We start from the raw sequence: 26,699 nt of genomic DNA on the forward strand, positions 1-26,699 counted from the left end.
ACATGGAGAAGCTCCACGAGGCGGCGGTGCGCGGACCCGGGGAACCCAGACCCGCGACGCCGTGACGGGGGAGCCGCGCCGGTCATGTCATCAACTGTCCATCGCCTCCGCTCCGTCCACGAACGCCGGCCATGGATCCGCCCGGAACACGAGCTTCGGATGCGATCTTCGAAAGCGGCGGCTCGACCCAACCCAACCCGGCGAACCTACGCGGTCACAGCACCAGCCGTGGCGTGACGGTCGGCGCAGGATCTCTCCGAGCCAGTCGGTGGTGAAGCTCGGGGCAACCCCATGACGTCGGTCGCCAAGGCCGTCCTCACCGTGCAGCAGCAGGTCCTCCTCGCCCCTGATGTCCCGCTGGATCAGGACGAGGGCCCCCGCACCTTGTCCTCACGGTTCACTTGACCGGCCTTCACCGGCGAGGCCCCCGCTGGAGATGATCACCGGCTCCGACGCCCGGTGGCTTGCCGCGCGCAGCACCCCCACCCCGCCGGTCTGTCACGGTTTGCGGTGACGTGTCCGTGGAACTCGGACAGCCCGGGGCGGCGCGTCTTCGTGGGTGATCGCCGCGGCGGGTCGTCGAGGTGTCTCGCGAGCCGGATCACGGCAGCGAGCGGAACAGAGGGCGGTCGATGACCACGATCGGCGTGGAAGAGGAATATCTGCTGATCGACCCTGTCAGTGGCGTTCCGGTGCCGTTGGCGGAGAAGATCCACATCGCGGCGGGGGTGGCGGAGCTTGCGGGTGACCAGGAGGTGCAGTCCGAGCTGCTGCAGGCGCAGGTCGAAGTGGTCACCCCGGTGTGCGGCACCCTTCAGGAGGTCGGCGGTCATCTGCTGCGCCTGCGGCACGCGGTCGGGGCGGCCGCCGAGACCCACGGCTGCCGGATCGCGGCCTGCGCGACACCACCCCGCCAGGACCAGGCGCCGGTGCCCGTCACCGATCAGGCCCGCTACCGGGCCATGCTCGCGCAGGCCCCGCAACTCGTGGCGGAGCAACTCGTCAACGGCATGCACGTGCACGTCGCGGTCCCCAGCCGTGACGCGGGCGTACAGGTCCTGAACCGGCTGCGGGCCTGGCTGCCGACCCTCACCGCGATGTCGGCCGACTCCCCGCTGTGGGACGGGCACGACACCGGCTTCGCCAGCTGGCGCACGGTGATCTTCAACCGCTGGCCGGTCGGCGGCATGCCGCCCGCCTTCCGGGACGCCGATGACTACGACCGGCGGGTGCAGCACCTGCTCGACTGCGGCCTCATCGCGGACACCGGACAGCTGTACTGGCAGGCACGCCTCTCGGACCGCTACCCCACCGTCGAGGTGCGCTGTCTGGACGTACAGCTGCGGGTGGACGACGCGGTCATGTTCGCGGGCATCGTCCGCGCCCTGGTCGACTCCGCCCTCACGGACGCGGCGGCGGGGGTACCCGTGCCGGACTGCGCGCCCGAACTGTTGCAGGCCGGCATGTGGCATGCGGCCCGCCACGGCCTGAGCGACACCCTGATCGACCCGAGCGGCCACCGCCGCCGCGCCGGCGACGTGCTGTACCAGCTCCTGCAGTACGTCGCACCCGCGCTCGACGCGTCAGGTGACAGCCGGGAGGTCGCCGGCCTGGTGCACCGGCTCCTCAAGGAAGGCACCGGCGCCGACCAGCAGCGCACCGCTCTCGCCAGTGGCGGCCTGCGCGCGGTCATCGACCTCGTCGTCAGCCGGAGCACCCCGTAGCCGAAGCCGGAACATCCGTGGCCGGCCCCGGGAAGAAAGCCATGCGGGCTGCCCCGCACTCCGGGAGGGCGCGCGACGCCCGCCTGCACCTGGACACCCGGCCCGAGTTCCTCGATCGCATGCCGCGCGTCACCAACGTACTCGACCACCTCACCGCGCCGATGCCCGTGGGCGCGCAGGGCGGGGGGGACACCGGGTTCGGCGCGCCGTGAGCCGGCCCAAGTGGTCGCCCGCAGCGGCCGGTTGGGGTCAGCGGCGCGGGCCTACGAGCCGGATCGCGGCGGCCACCACCAGTCGTTTGAGGCGGCGCGCGAAGTCGAGCATCAACGCGTGCGGCTGGAACCTTCCGACGGGCCACCCCACTGAACGCGCTGCCTTGTCCGCGCCTCCGCGGGTACGAGGACGGACGGATGACCGGGGCGGGGTGCCGGCGCTTCCCGCATCCGTGCGCTCGTGTCCGACGCGGCGCTCGTGTTCGGCGCGCGCTGCGTGTTCGGCACGCGCTGCGTGTTCGGCACGCGCCGCGTGTTCGGCACGCGCTGCGTGTTCGGCACGCGCCGCGTGTTCGGCACGCACTTCGCGCCGGATGGCGTCCCAGACGTGCGGGCCCGGCCTGACGAGCGTCCCGCCGGGATACGTGTGCCGACCCGTCTCGACCACGCGCGCGTACACGGCCAGCCGGTCACGGCACGGCCCGCAGTCGCGGAGGTGTCCGGCGCCATCGGGCGGCCAGGGCGTCCGGCGGCCGTCGAGGGCGTGGAGCGCGAGATCGGAGACGGGGATGTGAGCCGCCGCCAGGGATTCGGTCATGCGCTGCCTCTCCGCGTCGTACAGGGCGCGCCGCCGTGAACGTCGTCGATGCCGAGCGCGCGCCGTGGCGGGCGGGCACCGGTTCAGGGGTGCGCTGCTTTCACCACGACTTCGGGCGCGGACAGGTCTTTCCGATGCATGAGCGCGCAAGGTCGGGCCCCAACGGCCCCGCGATTCCCTTCGGACGAGCCGCGGGTCGATGCGGGAAGCCCTGCATTGATTCCGCGTCGAATTACTCCTGGTGACGGTCGACGCCGTCCTCGCGGAGGCAGCGGCTGAGCCGGTGCAGGCCCCGCCGGGCGTGGCTCTTGACCGTGCCCAGGGGCCAGCCGGTCAGTTCCGCGATCTGGGTCTGGGTCAGGTCGTCGTAGAAGGCCAGGCTGAGGACGCGGCGCTGCGGGGCGGGGAGTTTCGCGAGCTCGTCGCCGACGAGCACACGGTCCAGGACGGCGTCCGGCTGGGAGTCGCGCTCCGGTACGCGGACGGACATCCTCGAACCGGCGGCGGCCACGAGTTCGGCGCGGCGGGCTCGCGCGGAGAGGGCGTCGGCGATCTTGCGGCGGGTGATGCCGACCAGCCAGGCGGACAGGGCGCCGCGCTCCGGCGCGAACCCGCCCCGTCCGCGCCACGCCGCCAGGAACACGAGCTGGGTGACGTCCTCCGCCTCCCGGGCGTCTCCGAGGGAGCGTCGCGCCAGGGAGTACACCAGCGGGCCCCACCGGTGGTAGACGGCGGCCAGACAGGCCTGGTCGTCCCCGGCGAAGCCCGCGGCGAGTTCCTCGTCGGCGAGCGACTCCTCGGCCGGAGCCCACAGCGGAGTGTTCTCGAGGGTCTGCCCGGTGGACTGCTGTGCGGTCATGGTGACTGCTCCTCGTGCGGGCGGGGTTCGTCCCGGTCTCCCGGGACGGACGGCCCACCGTCGGGCCGCTCCTCCCCCGCAGGTTGCGGGTTACCGGTCGCTCGGAGCGACTGCGGTGCTCTCACCATGCGGGGCGACGAATCGATGCGGCAACTTGCATCGACTCTGCATCGGATAGGGAATCGACATGTTCGATCTGGTCGAACGACGTCCGGCGAACCTGAGAACGTCCGGCGCTTGGCCACTGCCGCCGACTGCGCTTGGCCAGCGCCGCCGACGGAGGTCCGCGCTCACTCTCGGCGCGGCACCCCGCCCGCGCCAGTCACACCGCCGTGCCGTGCGGCTGCGGGGTCGTCGGACGGCGGGCCGGGAGCGAGGTGTACGTGCGGGCCAGGGCGTCCGCCATGCCCGTCACCGAGTAGCGGTCCCTGACCAGGGCGCGGCCCGCCCGGGCGAAGGCCCGCCGGTCGCTCTCGGGGACCGCCGCCAGTCTGCGCAGGCCGTGGGCGAGTCCGGCCGGTCCGGAGGTGTCGAGGAGGATGCCGTTGGCGCCGTCCCGCAGGTAGTGGGTGACACCGCCGCGCAGGGGACCGGCCGCGGGCAGGCCGGCCTCCATCGCTTCGAGGACGGCGATGCCGAACTCCTCCTTGGCACTCGGGCACACGTACCAGGCGCGGATCCCGTGCACCGGGTCGGCCAGCGCCCGCTGCAGCCGCCTCACCCGCTCGTTGGGGAGGGCGGGCACCAGGGCGAGCCGGCGCAGGGCCCGCGGGTGGCCGGCCGGCAGTGCGGCGATGCGGCGTCGCATCTCGGCCTCGGGGGCCGACCCCTCCCCCGGGCCGCCGCCGATCAGGACCAGGGTCGTCGACTCGTGCAGGCCGGTGGCGAGCCAGGCGCGGACCAGGAGGTCCTGCTGCTTCACCGGGTGCAGCCGCCCCACCGACAGCAGCAGCGGCAGGCCGCGGTCCACCGGGTCGAGTGTGCCGGGGCGGTCGCCGCCGCCGAAGAGGCCGGACAGCAGTTCGGCGCGCCGGTCCTCCTCGTCGGGGGCGGGCCGGTAGGGGGCGATGCCCTCCGGCGGCGCGGCCGGTCCGGACCCGCCGTTCACGCGGGCCAGACCGGGGAAGTGCCGCACGAGTTCCTCCGTGCCACCGCGTCCGGGGATGCCCACCACCGTGTCGGCGCGTTCGACGAGCCGGTCCGCGACGAACACGCGGTGCACGTCGTGACGGAGCGCTTCGGCCGCGTCCGGGTCGTCGGGGTCCGAGGCGGAGTGGCGGTCGGCGAGCTGCCGGTGGGGATCGGGCGTGGCGGTGAACACCAGGCGCGCGCCGAGGCGGGCGGCGGCCTCGGCGAGCGCCAGGCTGCCGTCGTCGGCGTAGCGGACGTGCACCACGTCGAGCGGCCGCGGCATGGCGCCGAGGAGACGTGTAGCCCACCAGGTCAGTGCCGGCCGGTGGGCGTGCATCTCGGTCTGCTGGGGTGGCTCGGGCGCGTCGACCGGGAGCCGCAGGACCCAGTGCCCGGGCGCCCGCTGGTACGCCGGCCGCGGGTCCCGCACGAGGTCCGCGTGCCCGGCTCCTACGACGGTGACCGCGCCGGCGACGCCGTCCGTCTCCGCGAGCCGGTCCCCCAGGCCGCCGAGCAGCACGGACAGTCCGCCACCGAGCCCTTGCCCGGGCGTGTCCAGGCCGCCCAGCAGCATGGTCTGGGCGACGACGACTCCGAGGCGGTCCCGGTCCCAGGTGATCCCCGGGCGCGGCGGGGCCAGCAGCAGGTGCTCGTACACGTCGGCGGCGGTGGAGGCACCGGGCAGGAGCACGCGGCCACCCGGGACGAGGTGCAGGTAGCGCCAGGCACTGTGCCGTACGGCGCGCAGATCCGCGGCCGCGGCGAGGTCGGCGGCCTCGACGGCGGTGAGCGGCTGAATGCCCGCGGACACCGCGAGGTCGAGGAGGAATGCCGCCGCCGGCGCCCCCGGTGCCGCCAGCAGCCGCGTGCGGAGCAGCGCCTCGGCGTTCAGCGGGCCGTGCCGGCGGACCGTGTCCGGCCACATCTCCGCCAGCACGGCCGTCAGACGCGGCCCGCCGTCCGCGTGCGCGAGCAGGGCTTCCGGTGTCAGAGGTACGGCGAGACGGCAGGCCCGGCGCAGAGACGCCACGGCCGCGTCCTCGCGGGCGAGGGGGCCGCCTGTCGCCACCGCTGTCGGCCGCGGCCCGTACTCGGCGTCGAGCAGGCGGGTCAGTTCCCCGCGGGGCGCGGCGTTCCGGCTCGCGCCGGCACCGTCGGCGGACCCGGTGCGGCGGACGAAGAACCCGGTGCGCGCCGCCACGAGCGGGTCGGGGTCCAGACGGCCGGACGTGGTGGCCGCACCCGCCCCGTGGGGCGCCGCGGCATGGACGTAGGCGGCGGGAGGCACGTCTGCTCCTGTCGGCAGGAAGGGGTGGCCTGATGCCGCGGCGGAAGGCGTTCGCCCGGTCGCGGCAGTAGGTGGTTCCGTCTCCACCCGCCGCGCGGATGCACTTCACGCAGGTGGCGAACGGCATGCCGAGAACGCCTGTGACCAGGGCTACGATGCGCCTGGGCCGCCGGCGGACACGTCAGCGCACGGCGGCCCGGTGAAGGGAACCCATGCCGCGCGTCGTGATCGTCAGCCCGCCGTTCATGTCCCACGCCCGCCCGCTGTCCGTTCTCGCGGCGGCCCTGCGGGAGGCCGGTGCGGACGTGCACTTCGCGTGTGCGCCCGCCTTCGCGGACCTGGCGCGCGAAGCCGATGTCTCCTTCGAGCCGCTGGCCGTGACCCGCAACGCCAACACCGGTGTGGCCGAGGCGACCCGGCAGGACGCCGAAGAGGCCGCCCGGCTCGGCGAGTTCCTCGACGCGACCCGTGAGGGCGCCATAGCAGCCCTGCTCACCCAGGCCCGCCACCGCCGCGCGGACATGCTCGCGGATCCGGAAGGGGTCTTCGAGGACCTACGGGCCCTGCACGCGCGGCTGCGCCCGGACTGGTACGTCGTGGACCAGCTCAGCTACCCGGTGACGCTCGCACTGCACTGCCTGGGCGCGCTCTACGCGACGTTCTGTCCGGGGCACCCCGGATACGTCCTGTCGGGTCCCGACGCCTACTTCGGCATGCCCTACGACTGGCCGCGCGCCCTGCGCCCCGACGCCGGGGAGGAGGCCCAACTCCTCGCGGCCGTACGGGAGAACGATGAGGCGTTCACGCGACTGTTCGACGAGTTCGCCCGCCGGAACTCGCCCGCCTCTCCCCCGCCGGGCCGGGCCTTCGCCCTCACCTCGCCGCACGCCGTCCTGTACTCGTATCCGGAACTGCCCTGGCTGCCGAAGCCCCCGGCCGGACCCCAGACGCTCTTCGCGGGGCACACCGTCGCGCCGCCGCCCGCGCTGGACCAGACGTGGCATGGCCGGCTGAACCGGTTGCGCACCCGCGCCGACCGGGTCGTGCTGGTCGCCCTCGGCACGTTCCTGTCCGCCCGTGACGACGTACTGCGCACGGTCGTCACGGGTGTCCTGGACGGCACCCGAGACACGTCCGTCGTCGTCGCGGCGGGCGAGCGCGCCGGGCGGCTGGCCGACCTGGCGGGCGACCGGGCGGTGGTGGTGCCCTCGGTGCCGCAGCAGGCGCTGCTGGAGCACGTCGACGCGATGGTGCACCACGGCGGCAACAACTCGTTCACCGAGTGCCTGCGCGCGGGTGTCCCGGCCCTGCTCCTGCCGTTCTCCAGCGACCAGTTCGCCGTGGCGCGGGACGCCGAACGCGCGGGCGTGGGCGTCGTCCTCGACCCCAACGCGCTGACCCCGGCCGACGTTCCGGCCGCCCTCGATGCCGTGACCGCCGCCCGCCCCGGCATGACCACACTGACCCGGCAGGTGCGTGGACGGGGTCCGCGGTGGGGGGCGGAGCGGCTGATCGCCGCGATGGGTCAGGCGCGCTGACGGGACGCGGGCGCACTCCGGCGCACGGAGGAGGCACAGGCGTACCGCGTACGCGTGGGCCGTCGACCGCGTGACTCGGTCCGTACCGTCGCGCCAGGTCAGCGAGGGGGGCGGGGGCCGGTCCCGGGCGGCGGAAGCAGCGTGGGCGTGCCGAAGCGGACGGGCAGGCCGGGGGCGTACAGCACGCTCACCGGTTCCCCCACCGGCTCGCTCAGTCCGGCCGAGGCGATGAGGGAGTCGTCCAGATCCAGCAGCGTGCAGTCGCGGAACTGCCAGGTCGGATGCGTGTTGGGCAGGTAGTAGGACCGGCCGAGGGCCCGCCCGTGCAGACCCCAGCGGTACGTGAGGAACTCCTCCAGCGGACTCGGCGAGAGCGGCGCGTCGTGCACGTCGAGCCACACGCGCGCGGCGGGCCCCGAGGCGCCGCGCCGACGGGTGCTGTACAGCAGCCGGTCGTCGGACCACCGGCCGCGGATGCGCGACCACCGGTAGGGCAGCCGGAAGACCGCTTCGGCGGCCAGCACGGGCAGCAGCCGGTCACAGTCCAGCGACCGGAACACCACCCCGCGCCGGCCCAGCGCGTCCCGGCTGTAGAGGCGGACGTTGACCTCACCGAAACTGCCCAGGTACGGCAGCGGCGGCGCGTTGCCGAAGCCGAGGTCCTCCATGCGGAAGAACACCAGACCGACGTAGGTGCGGCCGTTGTGCAGGTCGGGGACCGTACCGGGCGGAAGCAGCCGAGCGACCTCGAACGGGTCGGCCGGCCAGTGCAGGAACACCAGGTCCCGCCACTGCTGCCGGAACAGGACATGACGCAGGGCTCGGGGCGGCCGCGCGGTGACGTCCTCCGGGCGGCGCGGCGCCCCTGAGCTGTGACGGCCCATGCCCTGCCTCCTCGCGCGGCTCCACGTTCATCCGCACGCCCTGATTCCGCCGCTGGTCCCTTGCCGGATGCAGTCGCGGGTGGGGGCGGCGGACGACCGGGTGGTCAGGACCGCATCCGATGTCCCGCGCCGCGCGGTATCGAGGGTGGGCTGAGCTCGCCGTCCCCCTGCACCGGGACGGGGGCCCGAGCGGCCCCTCCGGGTCCCTCGTTCCGCGGCGGCGGACGAGGGACCCGGCCTCTGCCGCTCACTCCTGCGGGAGTGTGCGCGCGGTCGCGGGCGTGGAGCCGAGGGCTGTACGGCCGGTAGCCGCGGGAAGCGGGGCGGGCGCCTGCGTCCGACGGCGGGCGAGGGACTCGCGGGCCGCCTCGCGGGCGTGCCGGCGGCGCCAGTACGGGTTGTCGTGGGACAGCTTGCTGGAGACCCGCCCGTACATGCCGAAGGTGAGGATGAGCAGCCCCATCACGAAGCTGAACATCACGTTGGTCATGCCGAAGTCGAGGACGTTGGCGGGCCGGTCCAGGATGAAGATGTGGGCGAAACCGCTCAGCAGGAACAGCGCGCCGACGGCCATGTTGAGCGTCGAGGCGAAGTTGCCGCCCACGATCGCCCCGCCGATGAGGGCGAGCCCGACGACCACGGAGATGAGACTCAGCACGCCGTTGGTCGACATGCCCGCGAGGTGCTGCCCGCCGGTGTTGAACGGACTCAGCCGGTCGGCGAATCCGAGGCTGCCGAAGACCAGCAGGATCAGCCCGCACAGCGCGGCGCCGTAGCGGTACACCCTGGCCAGTTCGTGATCGACGGGAAGCTCGTCACTGAGGTGCATGGCGTTCCTTTCCTGAGCTCGCCCCCCCGGGCCGCGCCGCCTACCGACCGCCCTGCCCTCTCTTCGCCTCCCACCGCGCGGAGGGTTGCGCTCCGGACGGGTGACTTCGAAGGCGTGGGTGGAGCGGAGCGGTATCGGGGAGCGGGTCGGCCCGGCCGACCCTGACCCGCATCAGCGGGCGCCCAGCCCCAACGAGCGGGTCGGCGCGCGGGGTCAGCGGAATGGCCCGCAGGGCACCTTCGCGCTGCGGCCCGCTCAGGGTCGGCGTGCGGGACGGTACGAAGCCCGAGGACCGGCGGCTGTCGGTGACGACCGCCCACCCGTACTCCTCGTCGAGCCCCACGACGAGGTAGTTCGCGCGGTCGGTGTGCCGGTGACCGTCGGCGCCGCGCAGGAAGGACACGTCGGCGTCCGCACCTGCATCCGTTCGGCCGCCCCCTCACGAAAGAGTGTCGACGGCGACCGTCCGGTCCCCGCCCGGCTTCCCGATCGAGGCGAGTGCCTGTGCTGACCTGCCGCGTGCCGGTGTACGGCCGTCTCGCCCCGCGTCATCCGCGTCCTCCGCGTCAGGGGACGTCTCGCACTCCGGCCGCCGTACCGACCCCATGGAACTGAGCGCCCCCGAGCCGCGGGGCCCGGCCGAGGCGGGAGTGACGACGGGCTTCCTGGCGCGCAAGCTCGGGGTGTCCCCCACGACGCTGCGCTCCTGGGACCGCCGATACGGGCTCGGGCCCAGGGTGCGGGCGGACGGCCGGCACCGGCGCTGGTCGCCGGACGACGTCGCCATGCTGCAGGAGATGTGCCGGCTCACCGCCGCCGGTGTACCTCCCGCCGAGGCCGCCCGTGCCGCGAAGGGGGGCACCCGCCCCGGCACACCGGTACTGGCACCGGCGCCTCCCCCGGCTCCTCCCGCGCCGGGCCGGACGTCTCGGCCGTCGGCGCACCAGGCGTCGCGTTCCGGAAGCGGACTGCCGCTCGGGGACGTCTACCAGGAGTGCCGGGGGCTCGCGCGAGCGGCGGTCCGGCTGGACGCCCAGGCGGTCCAGCAGCAGCTCACGGCCGTGGTCCACGCCTACGGGCTGATCGCGGCCTGGGAGGAGGTCATGGTTCCCACCCTGCGGGCGGTCGGCCGCAAGTGGGAGTTCTCGGACGACCGGTACGTGGAGGTCGAGCACCTGCTGTCCTGGCACATCTCCGCGACGCTCCGGCAGGTGTACGTCACCTCGGCGGCCCGGGAGCGGCACCCGGACAGCTCGCCCGTCCTGCTGGCGTGTCTGCCGGGCGAGCAGCACACGCTGCCGATCGAGGCGCTCAGCGCCGCGCTGGCACAACTGGGCCTGCCCGTGCTGATGTTGGGGGGTGCGGTCCCGGCCGAGGCGGTGCTCGCCGCCGTACAGCGTGTCGGGCCGGCCGGTGTGGTGCTGTGGTCGCAGTCGCGGTCCACCGCCAGTGTTCCGCTGGCCCGGCACATCGCCGCGACACGGTGGGGAGTGCGGGGCGCCCGGACGCAGAGCCTGGTCCTTCTGTGCGGCCCCGGCTGGGGCCGGCGCTCGGAGTCGGGGCTGCTGCGTCCGTCCGGCCTGCGCGACGCGGTCCGGATGCTCACCTCGCCTGAGCCGACGGCACGCTCCACACCGTGAGGCGGCGCCCCCGGGCGGGCGACTCGACCGCGTGCCCGCCCGTCGGCCTGTCGCGCAACCCGTCGCGCGGGAACGCGTGTTGTAGCGACCGTACGGCTCACCCATGTGCCTGTTGGGCGTGCTTGGGCAGCAGCCCCACCAGCAACAGGGTCAGGAGGTTCAGGGCCGCGGCGATGCCGAAGACCAGTTCCGCCGCGGCGAGGTAGGAGTGGGCGGACGGGTGTCCGACCCGGGCGAAGAACACCGTCCCGAGGGCGGCGACACCGATGGCGCCGGCGAACTGCTGGACGGCGTTGAGCAGGCCCGCACCGGTGCCGACCTCCTCGGGGGTGGCGTCACCGATGATGAAGTCGACCAGGGGCACGAACACCAGCCCGGAGCCGAAGCCGGTGAGCAGCAGCGCGGGCGCCAGTTTGCCGATGGTGAGGTCGTCGCCCCAGTGGGCGATGGACCACCACAGGGCGAGCAGGCCGGCGACGGCGACGGACAGTCCGAGGTGCAGGGTGGCGCGGCCCAGCTTCTCGGCGAGCACGGCACCCGCGAGCAGGACGGCGACGGCGGTGCCGAGGGCCCAGGGGATCAGCGCGAGACCGGTGTGCAGCGGCGACCAGTGCATGCCCTGCTGCAGCAGCAGGTTGACGACGAGGACGAACGCGCTCAGTGAGGCGTAGAACCCGGCGACGATCACCAGGCCGACGACGAAGCTGCGCTTGCGGAACAACGACGGTGTGATGACCGGGTGTTCGCTGTGCCGCTGGGAGACGACGAACAGGGCGAAGAGGACGACCGAGGCGGCCATCATGACGTACGTCCAGACGGGCCAGCCGAGGTCGCGTCCCTGGATGAGCGGGATGACGAGCAGGGCGGAGGCCGCGGTGAGCAGGCCGATGCCGGTGAGGTCGAGACGGGCCGCCGGGTCCTCCCCGCCGTGGCGGGGCAGGACCCGCAGGCCGAGTGCGGTGGCGACGACGCCGAAGGGGACGTTGATCAGGAAGATGGAGCGCCACTCGCTGCCGAACAGGTTCAGGTGGAGCAGCCAGCCGGCCAGGATGGGACCGGCCACCATGGTCAGGCCCATCAGCGGGCCGACGGGGGTCAGCGCCTTGCGCAGGTGCTGGGGCGGGAACACGACCTTCACCAGGGCGAGCCCCTGCGGGATCATGACCGATCCGCACAGGCCCTGCAGGGTGCGGGCGACGATCAGGAAGACCGCGTCGGGAGCGAGACCGCAGGCCAGCGAGGCCAGGGTGAAGCCGGTCATGCCGAGCAGGAACAGCCGTCGGCGGCCGAGCAGGTCCCCGAGGCGTCCCGATGCGACGAGGCCGAGCGCGAAGGCGGCGGTGTAGGCGCTCAGCACCCACTGGACGGTCACCTGGCCGCCGCCCAGGTCGGCGTGGATGGACGGGCCGGCGAGGTTGGCGATGCTGGAGTCGATCAGATCCATGAGGTCGGCCAGGACCACGACGGCCAGGACGAGCCATGCGGTGCGCAGCGGGAGTACGGGAGTGGTGGGCGCCTGAAGGGAGCGCTGGGTGATGGACACGAACACTGTTCTACAACTGAACGGCGCTCTGAACAATACGAACACTGTTCTTAGTGACGTAGAACACCGTTCGCCGATTGCTAGACTGGACCCATGTCACCGACTCCGGAGCAGCGGCGCGCGGCGCGCCACCAGCTCGACACCGGCTCGCCCGCACCCGCGGCGCGGCGCGGACCGTCCGGCGGCCGCAAGAAGCCGATCACCGTCGACGCCATCGTCAGCACCGCGTTCGGCATCGTGGAACGAGAGGGGTACGAAGCCCTCACCATGCGGCGCGTGGCCACCGCACTGGAGACGGGACCGTCCTCGCTGTACGCCCACCTGGTCAACAAGGAGGACCTGGACGAGCTGCTCATCGGCCGCCTGTGCGCCCAGGTCGAGCTGCCCGAGCCGGATCCCGCCGGCTGGCGGCAGCAGATCATCGACGTCTGCACCGGGCTGCGCGACCAGTACCTGCGGTACCCCGGCATCTCGCGGGCCGCCTTCGCCGCCGCCCCCTCCAACCGGGACACGCTGCGCGTCGGCGAGGGAATGCTCGCCATCCTGCTGGCCGGGGGCATCGACCCGCAGACGGCCGCCTACGCGATCGACTCCCTGACGCTCTACGTCAACGCCTACAGTCTCGAAGTCTCCCTGGCCAACCGGCGACTGAACAGCAGCGACGACGACTGGGTCGTCAGCCGTGAGGAACTCCTGCGCCGGTTCGCCGCGCTGCCCGACACCTTCCCGCACACCAAGCGCTACGCCGCCGAGCTCACCGCCGGAACCGTCCACGACCGCTTCGACTTCACCCTCGGCCTGATGGTCGACGGACTCCCGGGTGCCCGTCGAGAACCGTGACGAGGGGGACTCCTCACCTGCCGCAGGACCGTGGGCGGGCATCAAAAGACCGGAAGTCTGTAATATGCGCGCATGACGACTTTCCAGCGCGCCCGCAGCGAGGAGCAGCGTGAGGTCCGGCGGCGGGCGATCCTCGACACGACGGCCGCGATGCTCGACGAGACGGCGGTCGGCGCGGTCAGCCTCAACGAGTTGAGCCGGCGCGTGGGCCTGGCCAAGTCCAACGTGCTGCGCTACTTCGAGTCCCGCGAGGCGATCCTGCTGGAGTTGCTGGACCGCGCCTGGAAGGAGTGGACGGCGGAGCTCACCCGACGGCTGTCGGACGAGCTCGAACCGGGCCTGCCCTTCGCCCGGCGTGCCGAGATGTTCGCCGACATCCTCACCCGTTCACTGGAGGAGCGCCGGGTGCTGTGCGACCTGCTCAGCGCGCAGGCAGGGGTACTGGAGCACAACGTCTCACCCGAGGTCGCGGCCCGATACAAGCGGGGCGCCCTCGCCAACGTCTCCGACCTGGCCGCTTCCGTGCGCGTTCATCTGCCCGAACTCGGCGAGGACGCCGTCCGGTTGTGCTCGCAGGCGATCCTGGTCGCGGGCGCGGTGTGGACGCACGCCCGGCCGTCCGCGGCCATGCTCGCCGCCTACGACTCCGACCCCTCCCTCGCGGCACTGCGGGTCGACTTCCCGTCGGCGCTGAAGGACACCCTTCTGACGCTGACCGCCGGCACCCTCGCCCGACGTTCCTCCTGAACGCACCCCCTTCCCCCCTTCTCTCCCCAGGAGCAGTCATGCGTGTGGTCATCTTCGGCGCGTCCGGCATGGTGGGGCACGGTGCGCTGCGCGCCTGCCTGTCGGACGACGACGTCACCGAGGTCCTTGTCATCGTCCGCACACCCCTGAACCTGGCACACCCCAAGGTGAGGGAGATCGTCCACAGCGACTTCACCGACTACGCCGACATCCAGGGCGAGTTGAAGGATGTGGACGCCTGCTTCTTCTGCCTGGGCGTCTCCGCCGTCGGTCGCGACGAGGAGGAGTACACCCGGATCACCCACGACTACACCCTCGCCGCCGCCCGGGCGGTAGCCGCGGCCGGCCCTTCCCTGATCTTCGTCTACGTGTCCGGCGAGGGCACCGACAGTACAGAGAAGGGCCGTTCCATGTGGGCGCGGGTCAAGGGCCGTACAGAGAACGAGCTGTTGGCGATGCCGTTCACCGCGTACATGTTCCGGCCCGGCTACATCCAGCCCGTCAACGGTGCCGTCTCCAAGACACGCCTGTACCGCGCCCTCTACCGGGTGACGGCACCTCTCTACCCCCTGCTGCGCCGCCTCATCCCCGGCCATGTCACCACGACCGACGCCGTGGGCCGCGCGATGGTCGCCGTCACCCGCCTCGACGGCCGCGGCCCGTCGGTCCTGCACAACCGGGACATCAACCGCCTCGGCGCCGGCTGAGGCCGAAACAGCCGCCATGAGGCCGGCCCGCTCGGCCCGGTAGCGGCACGCGTCAATTAGAGCCCACCGGTCTGTTGCATATGAGACCGCCGGTCCGTAAAGTGGAACCACACCAGACCGATGGTCTTGTAAGCCGGTCCCCGACCGGAGGAGCAGATCATGGCCAAGACGAAGGTGATCACGGGAACAGCGAGCGGCCTGGGGTTCGCGACCGTGGAGAAGTTCGCCGACCGGGGCTGGAACGTGGTGGCCACGACCCGGGACGACAGGAACCCGTTCCCGGACCGCGCCAACGTGCGGGTGCTCGCCCTGGACGTGACCGACCTGCCGGCCGTGGCCGCGTTCGGCACTCTGGCGGCCGACCAGTTCGGCCCCGTCGACGTGCTGGTCAACAACGCCGGCTACTACCAGATGGGCCCGCTGGAGACCTCCCCCATGGAGCAGATCCGGGCCCAGTACGAGACGAACGTCTTCGGTCTGATCGCGCTCACCCAGAGTTTTCTGCCGGCCATGCGGGCTCGCCGCTCCGGCACGATCGTCAACCTGTCCTCGATCAGCGCCCACAACGGCTACCCCTACACCTCGGTGTACGGATCGTCCAAGGCGGCCGTACTGAGCCTGACCGAGGCCCTCAACGTGGAACTCGCCCCGCTGGGCATCGTCGCGAAGGCGATCCTTCCGGGCACGCACGCCACCGACATCTTCACCAAGATCGATCTGGCCGACGACTTCCCCGGCGAGTACCACCCGCTGTTCAGGCGCTTCCTCGACGCCCAGACGGCACTGACCGGCTCCCCCGCCTCCACCGTCGCGGATGCGGTGTGGGAGGCGGTGCACGACGGGAACGACGACAAGGTGCGCTATTACGCCGGCCCCGACGCCACCTCCATCCCGGTCACCAAACGCCTGCTGGGCCAGGAGCGCTACTTCGCCACGGTGAAGAAGGCGATCCTCAACGGCCCCGGCCGCCTCGGCCGACTCCTGTCCCGCGAGGGCGGCACCCCCATGCGGGTCGACCTGGGCAAGGCCGACCGCGTACTGAACAAACCGCACCGGTAGGCGGCCCGACCCGCCTCGCGCGCGGAACGTGGCGATGAGTCGCGAGGGCGGCCGGGTCCTCCGCGCGAGACGGCCGCCGAGGCCCGCGCGGCCCGGGCTGCGACCGCCTGGGTCACGCCGCGTTCGACCAGATCGGGCTGCTGCCACGGCAGGTATGGGCGGACCGCATCCTGGACGAGGCCCGGGAGACCGCCGACCCGGTCCACCGCGTCCGCCTCTTCGGCATCCACCCCAGCATCGCCGTGAAGTACGTACACGCCGCGCACCCGGACAAGACCCTGCCCCGGATCCGCTGACCGGGCGACACCGACCCGCACGCCCGACGCATGGTGGAAGACGTCAACCATGTCTTCGACCTGGTCTCTGCCGGATCCGGTGCTTGCCGAGGCCACCGCCGATCCCGCACTCGCACTGGATCATGCGGCAGAGCCGAAGTGGGATGGCTACCGGGCACTCGTGGGCCGGTGGTCCGGCAAGCGTGTCCTGATCTGGTCCCGCTCCGGCGGCGACCGGGCTGGATGTTCTTGCCGAGTTGCGCGGCGCGGATCGCGGCGACGTACCCGCTCGAGCCGGCGCCGAGGACGACGACGTCGTAGTGCGCGCTCATGACGTGCCCCCTTTCCGGAGTGTTCGATTATTGGCTCGTGGAGCGAGTAGTCATGCCGCGCGGTGGTGGGGCGCCAGGGTGGCCTGGATCTGGTCGCGGATGTCGGCGAGGACGGCTTCGTCGCTGTGGTGCAGGTACACGGTGGCGGTGGTGCTGATGTGGATGATCGCGGTGATCACCCGCGCCAGCGTTGCCGCGTCGGCGGCGTCGATGTGCTCGTCGCGGGTGAGTAGGCCGGTGATGCCGTCCTCGAGACAGCCGGCAAGGGCCAGGCCCGCTTGCCGGTAGGGCTCGGCCGGGTCGCCGAAGACGAGTTCGTGCAGGTATGTGCGGCCGTTCTCGTTGTGCTCCCTCAGGCACTCCACGACGGGACGGATGAGAGCGGCTACCGGCTCCAGTGCGCCCTGTCCGACCATGGCGTTCGCGGCGGCGAGGCCGTCGTCGATGGCGGTGGCGAACTTCTCGTTCTGCACCATGATCAGCAGCTCGGCCTTCGTGGACGCGTACCGGTAGAGGGTGCCGATCGCGACATCGGCCCGGTGGGCGATCTGCTGCGTCGTGACCCCGCTGACGCCGTGTTCGGCGAACAGTTCGCGGGCCGCGGTCATGATGCGCTCGCGCTTGGCCTGTTTGGCCCGCTCGCGGCGCCCGATCGGCATGTGACCACGCCCCATGGGGCCTCCCTTGACAATAATTATGAGTACACTCATAGTTGAGTGTACTCGGGTTGGTCGAGTGGGGCGAGACCCGGGAAGTCGCGCTGAATTGACCGACCTGGTCTCAGACCTGGATAAATAGGATGAAGGCAAGGAGAGACGCCCCATGAGAGCGTTCGTCGTCACCAAGTACAAGGAGCCGCTGCAGGAGGTGGAGGTCCCCGAGCCCACCGTGAGGGAGCACGACGTGCTTGTGCGGGTGGAGGCTGCCGGGCTGAACCCGCTGGATGAGAAGATCCGCGCCGGTGAGTTCAAGCAGATCCTGCCGTACAAGCTGCCGCTGATCCTGGGCAACGACGTCGCGGGCACCGTCATCAGCGTCGGAACGGCGGTTCGCGGCTTCAAGCCCGGCGACGAGGTCTACGGCCGGCCCGACCAGGACCGCATCGGCACGTTCGCCGAGCGCATCGCCGTCGCGGAGGGCGACCTGGCGCTCAAGCCCGCCTCGATCAACATGGAAGAGGCGGGCTCGCTGCCGCTGGTGGCGCTCACGGCGTGGCAGGCGCTGGTGGAGCGCGGGAGGGTGCGGCCCGGGCAGAAGGTTCTCATCCACGCCGGCGCCGGCGGGGTCGGTTCGATCGCGATCCAGCTCGCCTCGCACCTCGGCGCGAGCGTCGCAACGACCGCCAGCGGTTCCAACGCGCACTTCGTGCGCGCGCTCGGCGCGGACACGGTGATCGATTACCGCACCCAGGACTTCGAGCAGCTCCTGACCGGCTACGACCTGGTGTTGGACAGCCTCGGTGGGGAGACTCTCGAGAAGTCCCTGCGGGTGCTCAAGCCCGGCGGCAAGGCCATCGGGATCGCTGGTCCCCCGGACCCCGCGTTCGCCCGCCAGGCCGGCCTGAACCCGCTGCTGCGCCTGGCGGTCGCAGGCCTGAGCGGCAAGATCCGCAGGCAGGCCAAGAAGCTCGGCGTGACGTACGAGTTCCTGCTCATGCGCGCCAGCGGCGACCAGCTCCGCCAGATCACCACCCTCATCGACGAGGGCGTGGTGCGTCCGGTCGTGGGAAAGGTGGTCGCCTTCGATCAGACCCCCCAGGCGCTGCAGTCCCTGTCCCAGGGTGGCATCCGCGGCAAGGCCGTCATCGGTAACAGCTGACCCGCCGCGACCGCGACGGGCGACACGAAAACACACCGCGACACAGAACACGCAAGGAGAATCCGTCATGAGCAGCACCGACACCCCTGACGAAGCCGTCATCACCTCCTACGCGAAGGCCCCGGCCCGCACCGTCAGTGCCGGTGGCGTCACCTACGCCTACCGCGAGCTGGGCCCGAAGGGCGGTATCCCCGTCGTCTTCTTCGTCCACCTCGCCGCGACCCTGGACAACTGGGACCCCCGCATCATCGACCCCGTCGCGAAGGGCCGTCACGTCATCGCCTTCGACAACCGCGGTGTCGGAGCGTCCACCGGCCAGGTGCCGGACAGTGTCGAGGCGATGGCCGACGACGCCTACACCTTCATCAAGGCGCTCGGGTACGACAAGATCGACGTCTTCTCCTTCTCCCTCGGCGGCATGGTCGCCCAGGCCCTGGTGGTCAAGCACCCCGAGCTCATCCGCAAGCTCGTCCTCACCGGCACCGGGCCCAAGGGCGGCAAGGACATCGACAAGGTCGCCGGCACCACCTACCGGGACATGCTGCGCGCCGCCTTGACCCGGTCGGACCCCAAGGAGTTCCTGTTCTTCAACCGCAACGCCACCGGCAAGCCCGCCGCGCGCGCGTTCGTCAACCGGCTCAAGGAGCGCACCGTCGACCGCGACGCGGACATCAAGGTCAAGGCGTTCCAGACACAGCTGAAGGCGATCAAGAAGTGGGGGCGCTCCACCCCCGACGACCTGTCGACGATCACGCAGCCCACCCTGATCGCCAACGGCGACAACGACCGCATGGTGCCCTCGGTCCTGTCGCAGGACCTGCACCGGCGCATCAAGGACAGCAGGGTGATCATCTACCCCGACTCCGGGCACGGCGGCATCTTCCAGTACCACCAGGAGTTCGCCCCCGTAGCGGTCGAGTTCCTGGCCCGATGACCACCATCCGACCAGGAAGAGAAGGGCAACACCATGAGCACGTCACCGGCCGTCGCACCCCTGGACGTGAAGAAGCCCCTCGCCTCCTCGATCTTGCTGTGGGTGCGCACCGACCAGCCCCGCCAGACCGGCATGGACCACTGGAAGGGCCCGCACTCAGGGATCATCTCCGCCACCCCGGGCCTGGAGGAGTACCGGCAGATCCACCTCGCCGAGCACAACACGGGCCTGTGGCCGGCCACCGACGGGGTCCAGACCGCGATCCCCGCCGACCGCAAGGTCGACGGCGTCGCGGAAGTCACCTTCCAATCGGCGCTCGCACCCCTGAAAGGGCGCAAGCAGACTAAGCTGGCCTACGCCGACGAGATCAACGTGTTCCGCCGCACCCTGCTCTATGCCGGCCCGCCGAACTCCTCTCGGTGGTACGACGTCGCAGGCCCCGGAGAGACGGTCGGTGCCCGCGCGCTGATCTACCTGCGCCGCAGAGAGGGGGTCGGCGCGGGCGCCTTCCGGAAGTTCGTCAACGAGCAGCTCGCTCCCGCGCTCGCTGGCACTGGCACTGGCACTGGCACCGGAGTGCTGAAGGAACTGCGCACGCAGACGTTTCTGCCCTGGCTCGAAAAACTCTGGGACACCCCGGACGTCGCCCACGACAACCCCCACGACCAGCACTTCCACGCCTCCCTCAGCCTCGGGTTCACCGACACCGCGGCACGGGACGCCTTCTTCACCGGCAACGTGATCGAGGACCTGTCCAACCGGCTGGCACCGCAAGTCTCCGCGATCCACGCCTACGACGTCACCGCCGCCCTCACCTACGTCAAGAACGGCGAGATCCTCCCGCGCTACGAGGAGTGAGCGGCGCGCAGACGGCAAGCGGGACCGCCGGATCTGCTCGGCAACGCCATCCGCCCCGGTTTCCTGGCCCTCCTCGCGCCCCGTCGCCGTCTGATATCCGTCATGCATCTGAAGTCAGCCATGAGTGAACAGAGCACTACGAGCGCACCTCGCCGCAGATCGCGAGGATCACGTTCGCCAACCCACCTGTCAACCTCTTCGCCGGCGAGACAGTCCTGCGCCTCATCGAGATCGTCGCCGAACTGGCCACCGACCCGGACATCCCGGTCGTGCTGTTCGACAGCGCCACCCCCGACTTCTTCTACAACCATTTCGACCTGGCCGCCGCCGACTTCCCCGCCCCCGAGGACCCGAACGCGGTGCCGGCATGGACGAATCTGGTCCTGGAACTCTCCAGAGCGCCGTACATCACCATCGCGGCCATCCGTGGACGCACGCGTGGCGGCGAAAACGAGCTCGCCCTCGCCCTCGATCTGCGCTACGCCAGCCGGGAGAAGGCGATCTTCGGACAGCCCGAGGTCGGTAGCGGACTGCTGCCCGGCGGTGGGGGCACCGAACGCCTGCCCCGCGCCATCGGACGCGACCGCGCCCTGGAAGCCATCCTCACCAGCGACGACTACGACGCCGACACCGCCGAACGCTGGGGCTGGATCACCCGCGCCCTCCCCGACAGCGAACTCGACGCCTTCGTCGGCACTGTCACCGCCCGGGTCGCCTCCTTCGACCGCACCGCACTCGCCTCAGCCAAAACCCAGATCAACCGGGCATCCCTGTCCCCGGACGCGGACCTGGTCGCCGCGTACGGCGAGTTCACCCGATCCCTCACCCTCCCCGGGTTCCTCACCCGCGCCGTCGGCACGCAGGCCGTCGTCGAACAGGCCGGAATCGACTTCGAGTACCGGCTCGGGCACTACCTCGGCATCGCCAACCGGCAACACTGACACCCATTAAAATGCGAGCACGGACGCAGCAGATGCCGCGGCTGTCCTCGCTTGTCGCGGGGCCCACGGCACCGTGGTCGACCGGCGTACCAGCATCGCGGGCGAAGCCGAACGCATCGGCGCCCTCTCCGGGCCACGGGCCGATTGGCCAGGACGCACCACCCAGTGGCGCAGCCTGTACCCGCCGACACTGCTGCGAGTGGTGTCGGCGGAAGTGCCCTGGCGGTCGCTGGACGAACTGCACCGGATGATGCGCGGACGAGTGCGCGCCGAGCATGGCCTGACCGAGCTTCACCGACACCGACCGGGCCGAACTCGCGGTGCCTGGCACCGGCTGAGCCCGTGGCGCGACAGCCGCGATGGTCTGTCAGCACGATGGTGCCCGCTGCTGATCGGGGCTGCTGCCGGATCGACCGCCGATGTCATCCACGGCTGGACGGCCTCGACGGTGCAGCCCCTTCCCGACACCGGCCGGCCAACCGTTCGAACGCCGTGGATCACGGGGTCCCGACGCGAAGAGATCGCGTCGGGACCGAAGGGAAATGTCAGGCGTTCGTGCTGTGCAGGTCCGGGTAAAGCGCCTCGACCGGGCCGCTCAGAGCCGCCTTGACCCCCTTGGTCAACTCGTCGGCCAGGACCTCGTATTCGCCGGCCTCAACGGCGTCGTAGACCGTCGTCACCAGCTGCGCCGGCGGCATCTTGGGTCCGTCAGCGTGCGCGGCCATATCGGTGTCGACGTAGCCCATGTGCACACCCGTCACGTGGACGCCCATGAGTGCGAACTCGATGCGCAGCGAGTTGGTGGCCGACCACAGTGCAGCCTTGGACGCGCTGTAGGCGCCGCCGAAGGCATACCAGCTGGCAACGGAGTGCACGTCGATGAGGATTGACCCCTTCTTGGCGGCGAGGACCGGTGCGAAGGCGCGGGCGAGGAAGACCGGTCCGAAGAAGTTCGTCTCCATGTTCGCCCGGATGTCCGCGTCGGTGACGTCCAGCAGGCTCGCGCTCGGCGGGATGGCGCCCGCGTTGTTGACGAGCACGGTGGCATCCGCCGCGTCGGTGACGGCCGCGTCGATCGACGCGCGGTCGGTGACGTCGAGGGTCAGGGGGACGATGCGGTCATCGTCCCAGGCGCGGGGGGAGCGGGCGGTGGCGTAGACCTTGGCGGCGCCGCGGGCCAGGGCGTCGTGGACGAAGCGGGTGCCGATACCGCCATTGGCGCCGGTGACGAGGACGACTGCTCCATCGAGAGTGGGCATGGGTGTTCCTTCTTTCCGAGGGGATGTGACGTGCGTGGCTGTGCACGGATGGAGCAATGACTCCTCGCCCCGCCATGGGAGAATGAGCGGAGCCACATTCGAGCCCACACGGTACTGACTGCAATCATAATTGATTGAAGTCAGAATCTATTCCTGGAGGACACCGTCATGCCTGTCGCCTCCCAGTCGGCCGGACGGCGCGAGCGGAACAAGCGGGAAAAACTCGACCGCATTGTCGCTGCTGCCAGCGAACTGTTCGCCGAACACGGCGTCGATGAGGTCACGACCCAGCAGATCGCCGACAAGGCCGACATCGGCACCGGGACCCTGTTCCTTTATGCCAAGACCAAGGGCGAACTCCTCCTCCTGGTCCAGAACGCCAAGTACGCCGAAGCGCTTGAGCAGGGCCGGGCGGACGCCGAGGCCATCCCAGGCGTGCTGGACGCGGTGCTGGCGATCGTCCGGCCGATTGTCGAGTGCAACCGCACCCAGATCGACAACGGACGTACCTACCTGCGAGAGATGGTCTTCGGCGACCCCGAGGAGCCCCGGCACAGCGCGGCACTCGCCATCGTCGCGCAGGCCGAGGAGGCCATCGCCGCCGTGCTGCGCCGAGACGAGCGGGTCACAGAGGGCGACGCCGCGACGCTGGCACACATCGTGTCCGCCGTGATGTTCCTCAGCACGGCGGCGAGCGTGAACATCGCCTTGAGCGTCGAGGAGATCGTGCAGGACATCCGGGGGCAGGTCGACGTCCTGCTGCCTCGCTGAAGCGCGGCCCAGCCTCGGCCCAGGCCACCGTCCGGGTGGTCCTCGGCTGCGCCCTGGCCGACGTCGCCCGCGCCTCCGACCCGCGGCGCCCGTCCGTCGTCTGAACCTCGCGGGCACGGTCCTGGCACCGGCGCCAGGGGGGCCCGCTGCGCGGTCGACGGCATGGAGCGGCCGTTACCGCGCACGGCGGTCTGCCCTTCGCGGCGTCACGGCGTCACCCGCCGGCCTTTTCAAGAGGCGGAGCAGGAAGAGGACGGGATGGGGATGCCCTCGTACGGGGTAGGCGAGCGGGACGACGCGGGGCGGTCCGGCGCGCTGCTTGAGGGAGGGTCAACGTATGCAATTCGACGACGATGCGGCTCTGGACACGTCCGAGGTCGCGGACGGGCGGGGAGGTGCGCTGGGCGGGATCCCGGGCGGCGGGAAGACCATCGGCGGGGGACTGGTCGGGCTCGTGGTGGTGGTCGCGTCCGTGCTCTTGGGTGTCGACCCCGGCATGTTCGGCTCGGGCAGCAGCGACACGTCCTCGTCCGGCAAGTCAGCCGCGGACCTCGCGGCCAACTGCCGGACCGGTGCCGACGCCAACCGCAAGGAGGAGTGCCGGATCGTCGCCGTGGTAGACAGCGTGCAGGCATTCTGGGAGCAGACGGAGACAGCCGCCGGCAAGCCCTACCAGCAGGCCCCGACGTTCCTGTTCACCGGCAGTGTGAACACCGGCTGCGGGAACGCGACGTCCGACGTCGGCCCCTTCTACTGCTCAGCCGACGACAAGGTCTATCTCGACCTCGGCTTCTTCAACGACCTGAGCAGCAAGTTCGGCGCCAAGGGCGGCCCGTTCGCCGAGGCCTACGTCATCGCGCACGAATACGGCCACCACGTCCAGGACCTCAGCGGAACGATCTCCCGCGGCAGCGGAAAGGGCCAGAACAGCGGCTCGGTGAAACTCGAGTTGCAGGCGGACTGCTACGCCGGAGTGTGGGCCCATCACGCCACCACCACTCCCGACCCCAAGAGCGGTAAGCCACTGATCACCGACTTGACGAAGGACGACATCAACCGCGGGCTGGACGCGGCCGCCGCCGTCGGAGACGACCGTATCCAGCAGCGCTACCAGGGCAAGGTCACACCCGACACCTGGACCCACGGCTCCGCGAGCCAGCGCCGGCAATGGTTCTCCACCGGCTACCGCTCCGGCCGCGTCGCCAGCTGCAACACGTTCAGCTGACCACTGCCTGTCCTCGGCGTCGTAGAGATGTTCTGGATGGCCTTCTTCGCGCCCGGCTGCGCGGACTTCGGCAGGGCGTCGAGGACATTTGCGGTTTTTTGAACCAGCACCTTTGCTCGCGGGTTCGGCAGCCCGCGGCAGCGGCAAGTCCAGCGGCGAGGGCCCGCCTGCCGCGTAGACGACGCAGTCGGCGTTGAACTTCTTGCGGACCTCTTCGCCCCACAGGACGGACTGGGTGCCCTCGTGCTTGACCAGGCTGTGTTCCCGGATACAGAGGCGCGCGGTCTTGCTGAACCTCCGCGGGGCCGCTGGCTGCGCTGGAGGTGCCCGTCAACATATGTGCGGGAGGCGGATGACGTCAGAGCGGAGTTTGGTTCACTTGGCTGATTTCTACTCCTGTTGAAACCGCGTCCCGTCTCCAGGGAACGAACACGGTGCCATCGTAGGTTTTTTGGGCGCTGACAGTCCGGGTGACCCATTTGGGCTCCAGCGGACCGTCGCCGTCGAACTTGAACGCGATCTCGTACTCGATGGGTGATCGGCTGGTGTTGCGGATCGTGTACTGGGCGGAGAAGACGAGGTGACCGTGCCTCATCTCCGTCCCGTATTGGGTCACTTCGACCGGCTTGGCGGGAACAGGGGTCGGGGTGGGGGCGTGGGTGGTGCATGCAGCGAGTGTGATGAGGAGGGCTGCGCCGCAGGCGGCGGTTCGTGTGCGCATGACGCCGGAGGCTAGGGGCGCCACTGCTGACGGGCAAGGAGTTTCATTGACTCGTCCGGATGTCGCTAGTCGCGGGTGGATCATGTATCGGCCGTGAGCCGGTACCGGATGGGCAGGTTTCCGCCATTGCTGCACCGCTCACCGAGTTCCTGCGCCTCCCGCCTTCATCGAGGATGCACAGGTGGCGGCGCCTGGTGTGGGCGCCGCGTAGGGCGGCCGGTTCTTGGTCATGCGCATGGAATGTTCTTGCTCCTCGATCGTTTGGCCGGGCTGAAGGTGTCGCCACTGCGAGGGGCCGAGGGGGGCAAGTGGGACCGAGGAACACTCGCCGGGCCCCAGGGCGGGGTTGAACTCGACCCACAGGCGTGCGATGTTGACGGCTTCCTCACTGGTTGGTGTTCGGTTTCCGATGCTCCACATCGGCCGCACGACACCGGCTCCGGATAAGGGAGTCTGCCGTCGGCTCCCGCTGGCCGGCCGAAGAGTGAGATCGGGGCGGATGATCCCGTTTCGGGATTCGTAGCAGCGCCAGTGGCACCGGGCCGCGCTTCTCTTCAGCCGTATCAGCCCGGCGGCCGTGGCGAGGCTTTCCCAGAAGTTGAGCGGAAACCGGTGGACGTCGCCGAGTTCCTCCAGGAGTCCCACCTCCCATTCGTCGTGGGCGAGGTAGTCCGAGACGTCGTTGATCGCCGCGGGAGTCCCTCCACCGGAGTTCGGCACCTCCATCGTTGTTCGGCCATTCCATTTGACCGGGTGGCTCCACCCGGCAGGTTCTGGCCTGCACTGCGACCAACTCCCCCCCGGCAGAAAGCCGACGCAAAGTCACCGCTGTCCCGCACGCCCCACGTTTCCCTCTCCGCTCCCGGGTACGCGAAGGCCTCGACGCGCGGCGGGAGTAGCCCGCCGCGCACCGAGTACCGGAGGAAGACAATGAGGCGGACCCTGCGCCGTGCAGCACTCCCGATGGCCGGAGCAGCCGTACTCGTCCTGCTGCCCGTGGCCGCGGCTTCGGCTGTAACGCCCGCGGCGGCGGAGCCCTGCGTCCAGAAGGTCACCGTGGTCAACAATTCCGGCTACGTCCTGAACTGGCAGCCCAGCAGCCATACCGGTGAAGTGTCGGCGCCGACGGAGTCGTATCCGGTCAACCAGTCCCGGACCATCGACCTGTCCACCACGGGCTGGGCTGAAGGCACCGAGGTGCGGCCACTGGTGCATGCCGTGGCCGGTACGGACGAGCTCGGCAACCGCTACGTCTCGTACTGCGACAACGGTCAGTCGGCCACCTACACAGCCACCGGGACCACCCTCGATCCGGCAGTCACACTGCTGGGCTGATCACGTCGGTGCCGGGCGACCACACCGGTCGCCCGGCACAGTGGATGCCGCAGGCTGGAGCCACCGGTCCGCCTGGGAAGCCGGGCACCGTGGACCGTGGACCGTGATGAACGGTTCCCAGCGGTCCGATCAGCCGAGACGGAACTGCTGATGGTCGCCGTCTCCGCCGGGCCACTGGACCAGGGCAGTGCCGTTGTCAGTGCTCTCACCGTTGACGGACAAGGACATGCCGCTGTTTCCGTTCTGCAGCGCGAAGTACTCGTTGTCCTTCTCCACCAGGCGCCACTGCTGATGTTCCTTGCCGTCGCTGTAGCCCCATTACACGATCGCAGCGCCGTTGTCGTGGCTTTCGGCGTTGACGGACATCGCCTTGCCGCTGTGGACGGCACGTACGACGTAGCAGCCGCCGGTGGTGGCCTCCAGGTTCCACTTCTGATGGTCGCGTCGGCGAACGGCCACTGGACCACAGCGGTGCCGTTGTCCTTCTTCTCGCCGTGGACGGACACGGCCTTGTCACCGTGGCGGGTGATCAGACCCGACTTCGGTCCTTGTCCGACGGTGCTCCCCCGGGTGCGGCGTGGGCGCGGGGCAGCAGCGGAAACGGCGGTTCGCGGCATGCCGTTCACTACGA

At 70.7% G+C, this 26,699-nt stretch carries 28 protein-coding genes; 16 read left to right on the plus strand and 12 right to left on the minus strand.

Features of this window, described 5'->3' with window-relative positions:
- Positions 1 to 632 precede the first annotated feature (632 nt).
- The 3 genes from ABZT03_RS08165 (at position 633) to ABZT03_RS08175 (ending at position 2,573) form a co-directional block, all read left to right on the plus strand.
- On the plus strand, positions 633 to 1,724 hold the full coding sequence (locus ABZT03_RS08165) for a glutamate--cysteine ligase (protein ID WP_356035165.1): 1,092 nt from the start codon (positions 633 to 635) through the stop codon (positions 1,722 to 1,724).
- Between the two features lie 41 nt (positions 1,725 to 1,765).
- Positions 1,766 to 1,936 carry a hypothetical protein gene (locus ABZT03_RS08170; protein ID WP_356035167.1) on the plus strand — a complete coding sequence of 57 codons (171 nt, stop codon included), beginning with the start codon at positions 1,766 to 1,768 and terminating at the stop codon, positions 1,934 to 1,936.
- A gap of 241 nt (positions 1,937 to 2,177) precedes the next feature.
- Positions 2,178 to 2,573 carry a hypothetical protein gene (locus ABZT03_RS08175; protein ID WP_356035169.1) on the plus strand — a complete coding sequence of 132 codons (396 nt, stop codon included), beginning with the start codon at positions 2,178 to 2,180 and terminating at the stop codon, positions 2,571 to 2,573.
- 193 nt (positions 2,574 to 2,766) lie between these two features.
- Here the strand turns inward: ABZT03_RS08175 and ABZT03_RS08180 are convergent, their stop codons facing one another.
- Entirely contained in the window at positions 2,767 to 3,393 is a 627-nt protein-coding gene (locus tag ABZT03_RS08180; protein ID WP_356035171.1) for a sigma-70 family RNA polymerase sigma factor, read from the minus strand.
- A 322-nt stretch (positions 3,394 to 3,715) separates the two neighbouring features.
- Positions 3,716 to 5,812 (minus strand): glycosyltransferase, encoded by a 2,097-nt coding sequence (locus ABZT03_RS08185; RefSeq protein ID WP_356035173.1) that lies wholly within the window; start codon positions 5,810 to 5,812, stop codon positions 3,716 to 3,718.
- A 212-nt stretch (positions 5,813 to 6,024) separates the two neighbouring features.
- On the opposite strand from ABZT03_RS08185, the gene ABZT03_RS08190 reads away from it, so the two are divergent.
- A complete protein-coding gene (locus ABZT03_RS08190; protein WP_356035175.1) occupies positions 6,025 to 7,350 on the plus strand; it encodes a glycosyltransferase in 1,326 nt (441 codons plus the stop codon).
- 98 nt (positions 7,351 to 7,448) lie between these two features.
- Here ABZT03_RS08190 and ABZT03_RS08195 read toward each other — a convergent pair whose 3' ends face one another.
- The 3 genes from ABZT03_RS08195 to ABZT03_RS08205 form a co-directional block, all read right to left on the minus strand.
- Positions 7,449 to 8,234 carry a DUF2071 domain-containing protein gene (locus ABZT03_RS08195; RefSeq protein WP_356035177.1) on the minus strand — a complete coding sequence of 262 codons (786 nt, stop codon included), beginning with the start codon at positions 8,232 to 8,234 and terminating at the stop codon, positions 7,449 to 7,451.
- A 247-nt stretch (positions 8,235 to 8,481) separates the two neighbouring features.
- Positions 8,482 to 9,063, minus strand: coding sequence for a DUF4383 domain-containing protein (locus tag ABZT03_RS08200; protein WP_356035179.1), 582 nt, complete (start codon positions 9,061 to 9,063; stop codon positions 8,482 to 8,484).
- Between the two features lie 40 nt (positions 9,064 to 9,103).
- Positions 9,104 to 9,466 (minus strand): lipocalin family protein, encoded by a 363-nt coding sequence (locus tag ABZT03_RS08205; RefSeq protein WP_356035181.1) that lies wholly within the window; start codon positions 9,464 to 9,466, stop codon positions 9,104 to 9,106.
- 202 nt (positions 9,467 to 9,668) lie between these two features.
- Between ABZT03_RS08205 and ABZT03_RS08210 the strand changes: the two genes are divergently transcribed.
- Entirely contained in the window at positions 9,669 to 10,703 is a 1,035-nt protein-coding gene (locus ABZT03_RS08210) for a MerR family transcriptional regulator (protein WP_356035183.1), read from the plus strand.
- 97 nt (positions 10,704 to 10,800) lie between these two features.
- Here the strand turns inward: ABZT03_RS08210 and ABZT03_RS08215 are convergent, their stop codons facing one another.
- Positions 10,801 to 12,246, minus strand: coding sequence for a DHA2 family efflux MFS transporter permease subunit (locus tag ABZT03_RS08215; protein ID WP_356035185.1), 1,446 nt, complete (start codon positions 12,244 to 12,246; stop codon positions 10,801 to 10,803).
- Between the two features lie 93 nt (positions 12,247 to 12,339).
- On the opposite strand from ABZT03_RS08215, the gene ABZT03_RS08220 reads away from it, so the two are divergent.
- The 4 genes from ABZT03_RS08220 to ABZT03_RS08235 all read left to right on the plus strand — a co-directional run bounded on the left by ABZT03_RS08220 (position 12,340) and on the right by ABZT03_RS08235 (position 15,599).
- On the plus strand, positions 12,340 to 13,086 hold the full coding sequence (locus ABZT03_RS08220; protein ID WP_356035188.1) for a TetR/AcrR family transcriptional regulator: 747 nt from the start codon (positions 12,340 to 12,342) through the stop codon (positions 13,084 to 13,086).
- Between the two features lie 72 nt (positions 13,087 to 13,158).
- On the plus strand, positions 13,159 to 13,833 hold the full coding sequence (locus tag ABZT03_RS08225) for a TetR family transcriptional regulator (protein WP_356035191.1): 675 nt from the start codon (positions 13,159 to 13,161) through the stop codon (positions 13,831 to 13,833).
- A 38-nt stretch (positions 13,834 to 13,871) separates the two neighbouring features.
- Positions 13,872 to 14,540, plus strand: coding sequence for an NAD(P)H-binding protein (locus ABZT03_RS08230; RefSeq protein ID WP_356035194.1), 669 nt, complete (start codon positions 13,872 to 13,874; stop codon positions 14,538 to 14,540).
- Positions 14,541 to 14,699: 159 nt separating this feature from the next.
- Positions 14,700 to 15,599 (plus strand): SDR family oxidoreductase, encoded by a 900-nt coding sequence (locus ABZT03_RS08235; RefSeq protein ID WP_356035197.1) that lies wholly within the window; start codon positions 14,700 to 14,702, stop codon positions 15,597 to 15,599.
- 657 nt (positions 15,600 to 16,256) lie between these two features.
- Here ABZT03_RS08235 and ABZT03_RS08240 read toward each other — a convergent pair.
- Complete coding sequence (locus ABZT03_RS08240; protein WP_356035199.1) at positions 16,257 to 16,880, minus strand: TetR/AcrR family transcriptional regulator; 624 nt, start codon at positions 16,878 to 16,880, stop codon at positions 16,257 to 16,259.
- Between the two features lie 148 nt (positions 16,881 to 17,028).
- Here ABZT03_RS08240 and ABZT03_RS08245 point away from each other — a divergent pair, with 148 nt between their 5' ends.
- From ABZT03_RS08245 to ABZT03_RS08260, 4 genes are all read left to right on the plus strand, one after another.
- Entirely contained in the window at positions 17,029 to 18,024 is a 996-nt protein-coding gene (locus ABZT03_RS08245) for an NADP-dependent oxidoreductase (RefSeq protein WP_356035202.1), read from the plus strand.
- A gap of 67 nt (positions 18,025 to 18,091) precedes the next feature.
- Positions 18,092 to 18,958: an alpha/beta hydrolase gene (locus tag ABZT03_RS08250; protein ID WP_356035205.1), complete on the plus strand. Its 867-nt coding sequence runs from the start codon at positions 18,092 to 18,094 to the stop codon at positions 18,956 to 18,958.
- Between the two features lie 33 nt (positions 18,959 to 18,991).
- A complete protein-coding gene (locus ABZT03_RS08255; RefSeq protein ID WP_356035208.1) occupies positions 18,992 to 19,816 on the plus strand; it encodes a strictosidine synthase in 825 nt (274 codons plus the stop codon).
- Positions 19,817 to 19,974: 158 nt separating this feature from the next.
- On the plus strand, positions 19,975 to 20,757 hold the full coding sequence (locus ABZT03_RS08260; protein ID WP_356035568.1) for an enoyl-CoA hydratase/isomerase family protein: 783 nt from the start codon (positions 19,975 to 19,977) through the stop codon (positions 20,755 to 20,757).
- Positions 20,758 to 21,302: 545 nt separating this feature from the next.
- On the opposite strand, the gene ABZT03_RS08265 is transcribed toward ABZT03_RS08260, so the two are convergent.
- The gene (locus tag ABZT03_RS08265; RefSeq protein ID WP_356035210.1) at positions 21,303 to 22,016 is read right to left on the minus strand and encodes an SDR family oxidoreductase; all 714 of its coding nucleotides are present in this window, start codon (positions 22,014 to 22,016) and stop codon (positions 21,303 to 21,305) included.
- Between the two features lie 168 nt (positions 22,017 to 22,184).
- Here ABZT03_RS08265 and ABZT03_RS08270 point away from each other — a divergent pair, with 168 nt between their 5' ends.
- Positions 22,185 to 22,787 carry a TetR/AcrR family transcriptional regulator gene (locus tag ABZT03_RS08270; protein WP_356035213.1) on the plus strand — a complete coding sequence of 201 codons (603 nt, stop codon included), beginning with the start codon at positions 22,185 to 22,187 and terminating at the stop codon, positions 22,785 to 22,787.
- Between the two features lie 337 nt (positions 22,788 to 23,124).
- Positions 23,125 to 24,012 (plus strand): neutral zinc metallopeptidase, encoded by an 888-nt coding sequence (locus tag ABZT03_RS08275; protein WP_356035216.1) that lies wholly within the window; start codon positions 23,125 to 23,127, stop codon positions 24,010 to 24,012.
- 358 nt (positions 24,013 to 24,370) lie between these two features.
- Here ABZT03_RS08275 and ABZT03_RS08280 read toward each other — a convergent pair whose 3' ends face one another.
- On the minus strand, positions 24,371 to 24,733 hold the full coding sequence (locus ABZT03_RS08280; RefSeq protein ID WP_356035219.1) for a hypothetical protein: 363 nt from the start codon (positions 24,731 to 24,733) through the stop codon (positions 24,371 to 24,373).
- Between the two features lie 138 nt (positions 24,734 to 24,871).
- Positions 24,872 to 25,459, minus strand: a complete 588-nt coding sequence (locus ABZT03_RS08285; RefSeq protein WP_356035222.1) for a hypothetical protein — start codon at positions 25,457 to 25,459, stop codon at positions 24,872 to 24,874.
- Between the two features lie 204 nt (positions 25,460 to 25,663).
- Here ABZT03_RS08285 and ABZT03_RS08290 point away from each other — a divergent pair, with 204 nt between their 5' ends.
- On the plus strand, positions 25,664 to 26,068 hold the full coding sequence (locus ABZT03_RS08290; protein WP_356035224.1) for a hypothetical protein: 405 nt from the start codon (positions 25,664 to 25,666) through the stop codon (positions 26,066 to 26,068).
- Positions 26,069 to 26,197: 129 nt separating this feature from the next.
- On the opposite strand, the gene ABZT03_RS08295 is transcribed toward ABZT03_RS08290, so the two are convergent.
- Both ABZT03_RS08295 and ABZT03_RS08300 read right to left on the minus strand, forming a co-directional pair.
- Entirely contained in the window at positions 26,198 to 26,344 is a 147-nt protein-coding gene (locus ABZT03_RS08295) for an RICIN domain-containing protein (RefSeq protein ID WP_356035227.1), read from the minus strand.
- A 42-nt stretch (positions 26,345 to 26,386) separates the two neighbouring features.
- Positions 26,387 to 26,527 carry an RICIN domain-containing protein gene (locus tag ABZT03_RS08300; protein WP_356035229.1) on the minus strand — a complete coding sequence of 47 codons (141 nt, stop codon included), beginning with the start codon at positions 26,525 to 26,527 and terminating at the stop codon, positions 26,387 to 26,389.
- Positions 26,528 to 26,699: the final 172 nt, after the last annotated feature.

This window comes from Streptomyces sp. NPDC005574 (genome assembly GCF_040605435.1).
Taxonomy (GTDB): domain Bacteria; phylum Actinomycetota; class Actinomycetes; order Streptomycetales; family Streptomycetaceae; genus Streptomyces.